Source organism: Acinetobacter sp. CAU_H_60, from assembly GCF_058599385.1.
In genome coordinates, this window is record NZ_CM178653.1 from 581927 (window position 1) to 594838 (window position 12912).

The window sequence follows — 12912 nt, forward strand, 5'->3', positions numbered from 1 at the left end:
TTTTTATATTCTCTGAATTAAGGTTGTGCATGAAAGTGCTGGCATTGGAGACTGCCAATGAGCAGTGTTCCGTTTCTGTGATCGATGATACTCAAGAACTATTTTTTCAGCTTGATGCGCGCGCCAAGGCACAAACGCAAACCATTCTCCCAATGATTGAACAAGGTCTCAATGATCTGGGCTTGGCTGTATCTGATCTGACAGCGATTGCCTTTAGTCGTGGCCCGGGATCGTTTAGTGGTGTTCGTATCAATGCGGCTGTGACTCAAGCTTTGGCTTGGTCAAATGATCTGCCTGTAATCCCGGTATCCACTTTACAGGCTTTGGCGCAAGCGGCATATCGTTTGCATGGTCTAACTGCAGTAACTGCAGTACTGGATGCACGGATGAATGAAGTCTATGTCGCCAGTTATCAGTTAGATGCTCAAGGGATTATGCAGTCTGTTGATGAAGAACAGCTTTTGAGTTATGAACAAGGTGCTGAAGTAGTAAAATTTACTGTGGTGGGTTCAGGTGCCAATCTAGTTCAAGAAACAGCATCTGAATATAAAAATGTCAGTGCAACAGCGCAGGATATTGCCGTGATTGCGCGTGCAGCAGCAAAAACAGAAAATTGGGTCAGTGCAGAATTGGCACTTCCGGTATATTTACGTGATAACGCATGGAAAAAAATTCCAGAACAAGGCAAAGCATAATTAATCAGGATTAAGCATGGATCTTTTACTGCTGCTGAAAGCAGCAATTATGGGTATTGTTGAAGGTATTACCGAGTTTTTGCCTATTTCCAGTACTGGGCATCTGATTTTAGCTTCAGAATTAATGAATTTCTGGACCAAAGAAAAAAGCGATGTTTTCGTCGTCGCAATTCAGATGGGGGCAATTGCCGCGGTTATTTATGAATATTGGGCACGGCTTTGGGGTGCAGCAACCGGGATCGTAAGTGGTGAGCCGCAAGGACGCCGTTTAGGGATTGGCCTGATTCTGGCCTCTATTCCCATTGTGCTGATTGGCCTGACTCTAGGGCAAACCGTAAAGGAGCTGCTATTCAATAATATTGCAATTGCCATTGGCTTGATCGTTGGTGGTTTGATTATTATCTGGATTGAAAAGAATCCACCCAAGGTACGTGCCCAGGAAGTTGAAGATCTAACCGTAAAAGATGCGATCTGGATTGGTCTGATTCAGGTCTTATCCCTAATACCGGGAACTTCACGTTCAGGCGCGACCATTATCGGGGCAATGTTCCTTGGAGTATCACGTAAGGCTGCAACTGAATTTTCATTCTTCTTGGGGATTCCGGTCATTATCGGGGCAGGCCTGCTCGATCTGTATCAGAGTTATGATGTTTACAGTACCACAGAAGACTGGACGGTTCTGGCAGTCGGTATCATCGTATCGTTTATCTCGGCACTCTTATTAATCCGTGCCTTGGTAGCCTATGTGGCAAAACGTGATTTCATGGTTTTTGCCTGGTATCGCATCGCCTCAGGTTTACTGATTTTATTATTTGCCTTTACAGGTTGGAGATTATGGTAAGCACGATTCGCTTATATACCGAATCTGAGTATCAAGAGAAAGCACAGCACTTCGAGGCTGTGCTTTCTTCTCGTGGTGTAGAGGTTAGTATTGAGGTTATTGAAAAGCTGAATGCACGTTTCTTGCGTTTACATCCCGAACTGGCACTGTGTGTTGACGCTGATGGCCTATGGCTCTGTGCCAATGGCATGAAAATGCAACCAGATTGGCAAGCAGAAGTAGGGCGCTTAAAACGTGCCTCTTTAAAATCGGAAATGATTGCTCGTGCTTGTAACCTCGGAGAAAAGCCGACTCTTATCGATGCGACAGCTGGTCTAGGTCATGACAGTCTGTTGATGGCACATTTGGGTGCTCAGGTGACCTTGGTAGAACGACATCCTATTTTATTTACCTTGCTTGAAGACAGTCATCACCGAGCGCAAAAGGATGCTTTTCTAAGTTCGGTGGTTAACCGGATTCACCTGGTTTTTTCCGATTCTGCGGATTATCTAAAATTACAAGCTGAGCAGAATGCAGTCGTCGATGTAGTTTATCTGGACCCGATGTTTCCACAACGCGACCAGAATCAGCAGGCACCGAAAAAGCAGGCACAGGTGAAAAAACAAATGCAATTATTACATCTGCTTTTACCGGAAGATGGTGAAATGGATCTGGGAGATAATCTCTTAGAATTGGCACAAAAAATTGGCAAGCGGGTGGTAGTGAAACGTCCTCGTCTGGCTGTATTTTTAGCTGGAAAAGAACCAAATCATCAATGGTCTGGTGATGCTTGCCGTTTTGATGCCTATTTTCAGCATGAACTGGTTACTTAATATGAGAATTGCTTCAAAATAGATCAAGGATTTGTTATATATTTAAAAATTGGCATTGATAAAACTTATATCAAGCATAAACTTATTGGGCACATTAGCGAGCCACTCATCTCCCTGAAATCATATGATCGACTTTAAACCCTCCATCAATTTTTGGCACGATTTTAAAAGCAACCAAATTGCCGGGATGTGGTTATTTCTGGGATCTCGGCGTTCGCTGCAACTGGTGCGTCCCTCTATTCTGCAACTGGTATTCTGGGGCATTTTGGGCGGCTGTGCTAACAGTCTGTTTAGCTGGCTCAGTTCCGGCCGTATGGGAGATTTCAACTCTCAAGGCCTGATTAGTTATGCGCTTTGGCCCTTTATTGCCTTGATTGTCGGGATTTTCTTGTCCCAGCGGGTGAATAATCCTCGGCTAATGCTGGTGCCAGCACTGCTCTGGCTGGTACTGGATACGCATATCATGCTGTTCCAGAGCCTGATCCAGTATCTGGGTGATCTGGATTATTTACCCTATATTTTCTACGCCTATATTCCGACCCTGTTTGTCATGCTGTTTGTCTGGCAAAGTCTGGCTGTGGTCTGGGTGATTTCACGTGAATTAAAATGGCCGTGGTGGGAACGGGCACTGATTATGCTGGCCACCCTGTTTACCTTAGTGGTGTGGCAGATTTCAGTGAAAGATCAGCCCATCTGGAAAGTTGAAGAAATTCCACCAAGTTTTGCTGAAGATGCATTTTATGCTCAGCCGATCTTGCTGAACAAGGCACTAGATGCAATTGAATATGGTGAATTTGCACAGTCGCACTGGTACTTTATGGGTGTGGCTGGTGCGAGTTATCAGGATGTGTTCTATTCAGAAATCGAACGGATTAAGAAACAGTTTGATACCCGTTTTGGGACTTTTGGCCGTTCGATTATGCTAGTCAATCATCCGGCAACACGGACTGAAATTCCACTAGCTTCTAAAACCAGCATGGAATTGGCCTTGCGCCGTATTGGTCAGCAGATGAACCGGGAAAGTGATGTGCTGTTCCTGTACATGACCTCACATGGCTTGCCAAATGAATTTGAAATGGAAAATGCACCGCTAGACCTGGCATCAGTCGATCCAAAATGGTTACGTGATACTCTGGATGCCTCAGGTGTGCGTTGGCGAGTGATTGTTATTTCCGCCTGTTTTTCAGGAAGCTTTGCTTCGGCTCTGCAGAATGATAATACCTTGATCATTACTGCTTCTGCTGCTGACCGTCAGTCATTCGGTTGTTCGAACGAAGCTGACTATACTTATTTCGGCCGTGCTTTCTTTGATGAGGCCATGCGTGAAAATAACAGCCTGAAAGCCTCTTTTGAGCAGGCCAAGACTACAGTGGCTAAATGGGAAGCAGCTCAAGGATTTGAACCTTCAGAACCACAATGGGTAATTGGCAAAAACATGGAATTGATGTTGCCACAACTGGAACAGCGTCTTTTCCCTCCAGCGACGACCACTTCAGCATCTCCGTCTGTCGCTTTGACTCCATAAACCAATCTACAACTTTAGAAAATAGAAAAAGGAATGATGATGGAACTGGTACAGAATAATCGAAGCTTTGAGGGTGAACAGCGGATTTATAGCTTTGAGTCTAAAATATTAAAAAAGCCAACCAGATTTGGAATCTTCCTGCCACCACAAGCTCTGGAAGGGCAGAATTGTCCAGCTTTGTTCTATTTAGCTGGCCTGACCTGTACGGAAGAGACTTTTGCGATCAAGGCACATGCCCAGCGTCTGGCGGCCCAGCTTGGCCTGATTCTGATTACACCTGACACTTCACCACGTGGAGATGATGTTGCCAAAGGTGATCACTGGGATATCGGGCAAGGTGCCGGATTCTATATCAATGCCACTCAAGCACCGTGGGCTGAACATTATCAGATGGAAAGCTTTATCGTCGATGAGTTGTATGAACTGGTGTGTGAAGAGTTCGTAGTTCAGGCGGATAAGATCGGGATTTTCGGTCATTCCATGGGTGGACATGGCGCTTTAACTTTGGCTTTTAAATATCCGGAAAAGTTCTGTTCAGTTTCGGCATTCGCACCGATTTGTGCACCAAGCCAATGTCCATGGGGTGAAAAGGCATTCTCGAATTATCTGGGTGAAAACCGCGAAGAATGGTTGAAGCATGATGCAACTGCGCTGGTTCAGGAAAAAGGTGCACTGTTTAGCGATATCCTGATTGATCAGGGCTTTTCTGACCAGTTCTATAGCCAGCTGAATCCGGCTTTATTTCAGCAAGCTTGTGATGCCGTGAACCAGAAATTAACCTTACGTGAACATCAGGGTTATGATCATGGTTACTATTTTATTCAAAGCTTTGTAGATGACCACCTACAATTCCATGCCGTGCAATTAAATCCATAAGCCAAGCAGCAAAAGCGAAGCAAATTTAAAAGTATAATGAAACTTCAAAAATAGGTCATATTTTTGGAGTTTTTTTATATGAATATCAAATAAATATAATAAAAATGGCATATAAGTTGCTATTCAGAAATCAGGTAGAACCAGTTGCAGTTAAGAACACGATGCACAATAAGCCTGAACCAGAGATTGACCAGTCATCAACTTCACTAGAAAAACACAGCTTCCGATTTCATGGCAGTGCCACGGAATATTTTGGAATCTGGATGGTGAATCTGATGTTAACTATCATTACGCTTACTTTGTATAGCCCGTGGGCAAAGGCACGCCGTATCCGTTATTTCTACGGTAATACCCAATTGTTAAAACATCGCTTTGACTTCATCGCCATGCCAAGCCGAATTCTGCTAGGTCGTCTATTGGCATTAGAGCTGTATGTGGTGGCAGTGATCTTGAGCAATTATTCCATCTTGGCCACCAGTTCATTATTTCTGATTGCTGCGATCTGTCTACCCTGGTTAATTCGGATGACTCTGAAATTTAAGGCCCGGAATAGTAAATATGGTAATGTCCGGTTTCATTTTAGTGGAAGCAATCGGGAAGCCTATAGAATCTTATGGCTTGCGATATTGGTCAATATTTTTACCCTGTTTCTTTTCAGCCCAGTGGTGATTTGGCTATACAAACGTTACTGCTTTAATCATTTATCGATCGGACAACTTCAGTTCAGGCTGGGGATTCAGTGGCCTAAATTTATGTCGGCAGTCTATATCCCCTTATGTCTGTGTCTGCTGATTGGTATCGCATGGAGCGCAGCAATCGTTTACTGGGTCGATTTGATCGGTACAAACCTGTTTACCTTGGGTATTGTATTGAGCTATCTGTTTTGTCTGGCCTTGGTCTGGCCGATGATATCTGCACGCTTATATATGTATACCTGGAATCATGTAGAGCTTGGTCAAAGCTACTTTAAAACCCGGGTAACGACATGGCGTTATAGCTGGATTGTACTGAGTAACTGGATTGTGCGTGCACTCAGTTTGGGACTCATGACCCCTTGGGCGAGCATTCGTTTATATGAATATCAACTGGCTAACCTGGAGCTTTATCTGGCAGAGGACGAAACTAATCTAAAAAATATCTTGCAGCGTGATCCAAGTGCTATAGCCGATGAAGTACTGGATATCTTTGATTTCGATGCATCGTTATAGGGGGCAAGTAGGATGAAGCGACCTGTTGAAGTCAGATTTTATGACGGGATTTTGGCTGAAGCTCAGCGTGCATGGATTGTCCCTGATCAGCAACGCGGGATTGCCTTGAAACTCAGTGAAGAAACACCCAAGCAAGTGAGCGAGGCTGACTTTTATTTTACTTATCCCGATATGGCATATATTGGCGGGGTCGGGGGACGTAAACCGATTATCGAACTGCCTGAAGATCGCCGGATTGAATTTTTAACCAAAGCGCCGCATTGGCTGAAGATTAAATCCAAAGAAATCTATCATGCCATATGGAAATTTGAACGTTCTCCACTCCTGATTTTCTTCTCGATGATTATCGTGATATGTGCGGTAATTTTTATCCTTAAATGGGGAATTCCTTATACCGCCCAGCAGCTCGCTCAATTACTTCCCGAACAGACCTTGATCGAGGTAGGAAATCAAACTGAGCAGAAATTAATTGAGCAAACTGAGCCATCCAAGCTCTCCGCAAAGCATCAAGCACGTCTAAAAAAATTGTACGAACAAAAAATCGCGATAGGGCAACCTGCAAAGATTATTTTCCGTCAAGGCGGAGAAACCATGGGGCTTAATGCAGCTGCAATTCCGAACAATACCATTATCGTTACCGATGAACTGGTCAAGCTCAGCGGTGTAGATGAAGAAGTCCTTGCAGTACTGGCGCATGAACAAGGACATCTGGTACAAAAACATAGCATGCAAAAAGTGATTTCCAACCTGGGTGCAGCAGGACTATTTGCCTTGGTAACAGGAGATTTAAGTGATGTGGTGGCGGCATCTATAGCGGTACTCGCCGATGCGGGATATTCACAGACGCTTGAACTTGCTGCGGATGATTATGCCATGCAACATTTGCATCAACAGCAGATCTCCAGTATTCATTTGTCGAACTTTTTGCAGCGGGTTGAAAACGCTAGAATCCTGGCAGAGCAGAATAAAACGATAAAAATGAAAAACTTTACCCTGAATATTGATGGAAAAGAACGGCAAATCACAGAGTCTGAGCTGAAATGGTTGCGTTTAATTGGAAAATTCAAAAAATATCTCGAATCACATCCCAAACTGGGCGAAAGAATTAAACGTATTCATGCATTTGAAGAAAAAATGAGTCAACCTGTTTAGCCCTGATATTGAGTGCAACAACTCATATCTCTATATTCTGATGATCGAGGCGTGCTTAGCCTCGATTTTTTGTTGATGGAGATGCGAGTTTTCCTGAGTCCATCAATTATCTTCATTTTTATCCAGGCCAAGAAATATTGGGCACAGAAGCTGTCCAGCGTTACATAGCATTGTATTCACATAACATCCAAGTCACAGTAGCAGGACTGGATTTGATATAATGAGAAAAATCCAATTTCAGTTAGCCAGGTCCTTTCATGTCCAAGCCTTATTTAATTGCACCTTCTATTTTGTCTGCCGACTTTGCCCGTTTAGGTGAAGAAGTTGAAAATGTACTTCAGGCCGGTGCAGACGTTGTGCATTTCGATGTTATGGATAATCACTATGTACCCAATTTAACCTTTGGCGCAGGTGTATGTAAGGCATTGAAAAAATATGGTATTCAGGCACCTATTGATGTACATCTCATGGTGAAACCTGTAGATCGCATGATTGGTGACTTCCTGGAAGCAGGGGCTGACATTATTACGTTCCATCCGGAAGCATCTGATCATATTGACCGTTCTTTACAGTTGATCAAATCGGGTGGTGCTAAAGCCGGTCTGGTATTTAATCCAGCAACACCATTGCATTATCTGGATTATGTACTGGATAAGGTAGATCAGGTACTTCTAATGAGTGTGAACCCTGGCTTTGGCGGACAGAAATTCATTCCAATGACTTTGGATAAATTACGTCAGGCGCGCAAGATCATTGATGCTTCAGGTCGTGATATCCGTTTAGAAGTAGATGGCGGTGTGGGACCAGCAAATATTCGTGAAATTGCAGAAGCTGGTGCAGATATGTTTGTGGCCGGTTCAGCGATTTTTGGCAAGCCGGATTATAAAGCTGTGATTGATGAAATGCGTAGTGAGCTGGCTAAAGTCGGTCAAATCCAGCTTTAATCTCTAAAATGTTTAAGGTGCATAAATCTGTGGATAACTTTATGGATAAGTGTGTAGATATCTATGTTGATAACCATATGGATATGTTGCATATTTTGTAATCGTTTGTAGCCTGATTGATTGCATCTTAGACAAAATTTGTATAAAAAGAACTCAATTGGAGTTCTTTTTATATATGCCAGCCCTTGATTTTAGTGATCGTTTATTCATCAAAGGTTAATAATCAAGCCAAACAAAAAGTGATCAATAGGTCTTAGTTTTATGTTTCATTGTGTAAGATCTCCACGCTTTTTTTAAATTTAATTCATGTGCATAACTTAATAATATGGACTTATTCCTTGTTTGTTTTTCTTACTCAAGTCTCTGTAATGCCATAACACGATGTCCTGTGTTGGCGTTCCTTAAGATAGGCTGAAATCTTCAAGTTGTCCTGAGCATTTGAGTAAGACATGGTTAAGTTAATTCTCATTCAGTCAAATTTTGTAAACGGCAGTTTGGTTTTGTCGTCTGTTTTATAAGATATTTATTTTTTTAGGAGGAACGACCTCCCTTGTTGATTAAATTTATAATATTCAACAAGAAAAATCGTCAGGACGGCCTGACTCTGTTAATTAGGAGGAAGGCAATATGGCCTGGATTATACTTGTATTTGCTGGGCTATTTGAGATTGTCTGGGCCTATTCCATGAAGCTCTCAGAGGGTTTTACCAAACTCACGCCGAGTATTTTTACGATTGTTTTTATGGTGCTCAGTTTTGTATTGTTGGCCTATGCCATGCGTACTTTGCCTTTAGGGACTGCCTATACCATCTGGACGGGCATTGGCGCAGTTGGCTCATTTCTGGTCGGTGTTATAGTTTTAGGTGAACCTGCTTCTGCTATGCGTATGCTGGCTGCGGTGCTGATTATTTCCGGACTTGTTTTGATGAAATTATCCTCCTCCTAAGAGCTGTTGAGCAGTTCTGATTTCGAGTAAAATAAAAACTGGCAAGCTTGATTCTGTAGGAGTAGGGCCATGCAACTCAGTTATATTTATATGGACTCGCCTGTAGGACAGTTGCAATTGGTCGCCAATGAAACGGCACTGGTGGCTGTACTCTGGGATTGTGAGAAACCGAATCGGGTTAGATTGGCAACTCTGGTAGAAGATCCACAGCATCCCGTGTTGATAGAAGCTCAGCGTCAGCTTCAGGAATATTTTGCCGGTCAACGCAGTACTTTTGAGCTCCCTTTAGATTTTGCCGGTACTGATTTTCAGAAAAAAGTCTGGCAGGCCTTGCTGAATATTCCTTATGGAGAGACCCGAAGTTACCGGGAAATCGCTGAACAGGTCGGTAATGTTAAAGCAGTACGCGCCGTGGGTGCTGCTAATGGTAAAAACCCGATCTCGATTATTGCACCTTGTCACCGGGTGATTGGCAGTAGCGGTAAGCTGGTAGGCTTTGCAGGCGGTCTGGATAAAAAAGAAATTCTGTTAAATATTGAGCGAACCCATTAAGATCAAAATCATAAAATTAATGAAAATTAAAATATGGATCAGTTCGCAACACAAATCTTAGGCCAACTCTGGTCGAGTTTATGGTGGGTTCTTCTACTTTTTATTGGTTTGATCGTTTTTAAGTTATTTAAACCATTTTTAAAAGGAAAGCTGGGAGAATTCGCTGTTGCCACGCATGTCAAACTTTATCTGAAAGACCCTGAGTATCGATTATTAAACGATTTGACTCTTCCTGATGGAGAAGGGAGCACCACACAAATTGATCATCTCTTATTAAGTCCTTATGGCCTGTTTGTGATTGAAACCAAAAACTATAAAGGCTGGATCTTTGGTGGCGAGCGACAAAAGACCTGGACGCAAAAACTTTATAAAAATAGCTATAAATTTCAAAATCCGATTCATCAGAATTATAAGCACATCAAAGTTCTGGAGCAGTTACTGGCTGATATTATTGAGCCAGACCAGCTGCATTCTGTGATTGTATTTATGCCAGATGCGGAATTCAAAACCCCAATGCCGAATTATGTATTCCGAGGTGCAGGTTGGACAGATTATGTAAAAAGCTTTAATCAGCGAGTTATTTCTGACACCAAGATTAAACGTATCCAGATTCGCTTGGAGAAGGAAGTACTAGAAAAATCCTGGAAAACCAACCGTGAACATGTCGCAAATTTAAACAGGCGAGAATCCGAACAAAAAAGCCTTTGAATCATTCAAAGGCTTTTTCTTAATTTTTCGAGGCTTTTAGCTTTTCAGTAATTTCAACCAGCTGTTTAATCCGTTTGACCTCATCCCAAAGTGTTTTGGCCTCAGGATAATGCTTGGACATCATACCCAGCCATTGCTTATAACGGCCGACCATATTCATTTCCTTTTTATAGGAACCATTCAGGAAACGGATTTGCAGTTTCAGTAGTTCATTCCAGGTGATGAGCGGCTCATCAGAATTCTGGCGAATACATTGGGTCAGATCAGGTGTAGTGACAGCACCACGGCCAATCATCAGGTCTTCACAGCCCGATTCTAGCTGACATTGCTTGGCATCGGCATTGGTCCAGATTTCACCATTGGCAATGACATTGATCTTTAAGGCTTCACGAATTGGTTGCAGTTGGTCCCAGAAGGCTGGCGGAGTATAGCCATCGGCCTTGGTCCGTGCATGGACAGTGACCCAGGCCGCCCCAGCATCTTCAATGGCATGCGCATTTTCCATCATGAAGTTGCGATCCATATAACCCAGACGCATTTTCGCCGAAACTGGAATATGCGCGGGCACTGCATCACGAACAGCTTTGACCAGTTCATAGACGACTTCAGGTTCATCTAACAGCACTGAACCACCACGATGACGGTTTACGGTTTTGGCTGGACAACCAAAATTCATATCAATCGCAGGGGCGCCCATGTTAGCGACTTTCACTGCATTGGCTGCCAGCATTTCCGGGTTATTTCCCAGAAACTGTACATGCACCGGCGTACCGGCAGCAGTTTTGCCGCCATTTAACAGTTCAGGGCAATAGGTGTGATAGATATGATCCGGCAGCACCGAATCCGTGACACGAATAAACTCGGTTACACACCAGTCGAAGCTCCCGACGGATGTCAGTACATCACGCATAATCGGGTCTGTTAAGCCTTCCATGGGTGCAAGAACAAGTTTCAACGGTCAACACCTGTTAATTCGAAAAACGGTGTTATACGGCTTTTTGGCGGGAAAGTCCAGGCAGTTTAATTTTCATATGAATTGCATAAAAAGATTAATCCTGAATGAGTACTTATTGGTCTTTTGTGATCTAAATAAAAAAACCTTAAATCGGCTGATTTAAGGTTTGGATTTAAATCTTAAAAACCTAATATTGTCTTAATCGATCAGTTTTTCGACTTTCATACTTTCACGATAATACTGACAGCCTTTATACAGTAGGAATACACCGATTACACCAGCTACAGCATTGACGATAGAAATCGAGTTACCCACCATTAAGGTATTTTCATAATAACGGTCAGTAATCAGCGCCACCGCAGTTGTACCCACACCGAGTGCAATCAGGTTGGAAATTAAAAGGAATTTGGCTGATACTTGGGAGCGCAGCTGGTTTGGTGTCAGCATCTGGGTAGCAGCGGCTGATGCCGGAATCGGGAAGGTGGAAAAGAACATCGCGACAAAGATCAATGCGAATGAAAACTGCATATTGTCGACCTGAGTAAATAGCACACTTGGAATGATCAGGGCAGCACAGCCAATTGCACCGGCACGGATCGCTGCATCGCTATAGCCACGTTTAGAAAAGAAGTCGATGAGCCAGCCACAGAATAGGGCGCCTGAAGTATTTGCGACAAGAATAATACTTCCAAGGATATATCCGGTCTGGCTTGCATCCAGGCCAAAGTGACGCATGTAGTAGGCCGGTGCCCAGCCGAGCAGGGAATACAGCATCATGGTGTAGAAAGAGAAGCCAATAAAATGACAGAAGAAAGTTTTTTTATGGGTTTTGATAAAACCAATCGAATTCTTAAAAGATGCTTTCACTGCGACACCATTCGCATCCATTTTGAGACCTTTACGTTCTGGTTCACGTACGGTCAGAATCATCAGCAATGCCAGCAATACACCCGGTAAACCGACAATCATAAAGGTCAGCTGCCAGGTCTTGATCTCACCAATTACCGGTAAAGTAATGAAGCTGACATCCTTGAGCAGACCAATGACATAACCCCCAATCAGGAACGCCAGTCCCGAACCGATAAAGGCACCAATGGCATAAACACCCAGCGCACGGCCCAGTTTATGTTTCGGGAATAGATCCGCCACAATGGAATAAAAGGCAGGGGAAAGTGCTGCTTCACCTGCACCGACACTGAGGCGAGCCAGGAACATCTGGATAAAGTTTTTGCTGAGACCACAGGCTGCAGTTGCCAGACTCCAGAAGGCAATCCCGACTGAAATAATTTTCACACGGGATTTCTTGTCGGCCAGTGCGGCAATTGGTACGCCCATAAAGGCATAAAACAGGGAAAAGGCCAGACCCTGTAACAGGCTGAACTGGGTATCACTCAGCATTAGGTCGGCCTTAATCGGCTCAATCATCAAAGATAAAATCTGGCGGTCTACAAAAGACAGAATGTAAGCCACCATACAGATGATCACCACATACCATTGATAGCTGCTACGTTCTGGAGCTGCTGGTGGAATTTCTGTAGCTACCTGTTCGGGGATAGGCGTAGTAATTTTTAGATGAGAATCGAGTGGTTGGACGTCATTGTCAACCTTGTCTATGACCAATGTTTTTTCATTCATCATGCAACATCCTGTGCAAGTTATAGTGATTGGCTTATTTGATACAATTTTAATTATTTTTATT

Annotated in this window: 13 protein-coding genes; 11 read left to right on the forward strand and 2 right to left on the reverse strand. The window is 43.4% G+C overall.

Going from position 1 to position 12912, the window contains the following annotated elements:
- Positions 1–29 precede the first annotated feature (29 nt).
- The 11 genes from tsaB (at position 30) to AC4MBN_RS02750 (ending at position 10258) form a co-directional block, all read left to right on the forward strand.
- The gene (gene tsaB, locus AC4MBN_RS02700; RefSeq protein ID WP_491880612.1) at positions 30–695 is read left to right on the forward strand and encodes a tRNA (adenosine(37)-N6)-threonylcarbamoyltransferase complex dimerization subunit type 1 TsaB; all 666 of its coding nucleotides are present in this window, start codon (positions 30–32) and stop codon (positions 693–695) included.
- Positions 696–711: 16 nt separating this feature from the next.
- Positions 712–1536: an undecaprenyl-diphosphate phosphatase gene (locus AC4MBN_RS02705; protein WP_005234173.1), complete on the forward strand. Its 825-nt coding sequence runs from the start codon at positions 712–714 to the stop codon at positions 1534–1536.
- Positions 1530–2348 (forward strand): class I SAM-dependent methyltransferase, encoded by an 819-nt coding sequence (locus AC4MBN_RS02710; protein ID WP_491880613.1) that lies wholly within the window; start codon positions 1530–1532, stop codon positions 2346–2348. The genes AC4MBN_RS02705 and AC4MBN_RS02710 overlap by 7 nt, the downstream gene beginning before the upstream one ends.
- 124 nt (positions 2349–2472) lie before the next feature.
- Positions 2473–3873 (forward strand): C13 family peptidase, encoded by a 1401-nt coding sequence (locus AC4MBN_RS02715; RefSeq protein ID WP_166136755.1) that lies wholly within the window; start codon positions 2473–2475, stop codon positions 3871–3873.
- 39 nt (positions 3874–3912) lie between these two features.
- Complete coding sequence (gene fghA, locus AC4MBN_RS02720; protein WP_005234179.1) at positions 3913–4749, forward strand: S-formylglutathione hydrolase; 837 nt, start codon at positions 3913–3915, stop codon at positions 4747–4749.
- Positions 4750–4910: 161 nt separating this feature from the next.
- Positions 4911–5957 (forward strand): YjgN family protein, encoded by a 1047-nt coding sequence (locus AC4MBN_RS02725; protein ID WP_491880614.1) that lies wholly within the window; start codon positions 4911–4913, stop codon positions 5955–5957.
- 12 nt (positions 5958–5969) lie between these two features.
- Positions 5970–7109, forward strand: a complete 1140-nt coding sequence (locus AC4MBN_RS02730; RefSeq protein ID WP_491880615.1) for a M48 family metallopeptidase — start codon at positions 5970–5972, stop codon at positions 7107–7109.
- Positions 7110–7366: 257 nt separating this feature from the next.
- A complete protein-coding gene (rpe, locus tag AC4MBN_RS02735) occupies positions 7367–8053 on the forward strand; it encodes a ribulose-phosphate 3-epimerase (protein ID WP_034170624.1) in 687 nt (228 codons plus the stop codon).
- Positions 8054–8680: 627 nt separating this feature from the next.
- A complete protein-coding gene (gene sugE, locus AC4MBN_RS02740) occupies positions 8681–8998 on the forward strand; it encodes a quaternary ammonium compound efflux SMR transporter SugE (protein WP_034170625.1) in 318 nt (105 codons plus the stop codon).
- 69 nt (positions 8999–9067) lie between these two features.
- The gene (locus tag AC4MBN_RS02745; protein ID WP_180159281.1) at positions 9068–9550 is read left to right on the forward strand and encodes a methylated-DNA--[protein]-cysteine S-methyltransferase; all 483 of its coding nucleotides are present in this window, start codon (positions 9068–9070) and stop codon (positions 9548–9550) included.
- Positions 9551–9583: 33 nt separating this feature from the next.
- On the forward strand, positions 9584–10258 hold the full coding sequence (locus AC4MBN_RS02750) for a nuclease-related domain-containing protein (protein WP_491880616.1): 675 nt from the start codon (positions 9584–9586) through the stop codon (positions 10256–10258).
- 19 nt (positions 10259–10277) lie between these two features.
- On the opposite strand, the gene AC4MBN_RS02755 is transcribed toward AC4MBN_RS02750, so the two are convergent.
- Positions 10278–11213 carry a tRNA dihydrouridine synthase gene (locus AC4MBN_RS02755; RefSeq protein ID WP_491880617.1) on the reverse strand — a complete coding sequence of 312 codons (936 nt, stop codon included), beginning with the start codon at positions 11211–11213 and terminating at the stop codon, positions 10278–10280.
- Positions 11214–11411: 198 nt separating this feature from the next.
- Positions 11412–12851, reverse strand: a complete 1440-nt coding sequence (locus AC4MBN_RS02760) for a spinster family MFS transporter (protein ID WP_491880618.1) — start codon at positions 12849–12851, stop codon at positions 11412–11414.
- Between the last annotated feature and the right edge of the window lie 61 nt (positions 12852–12912).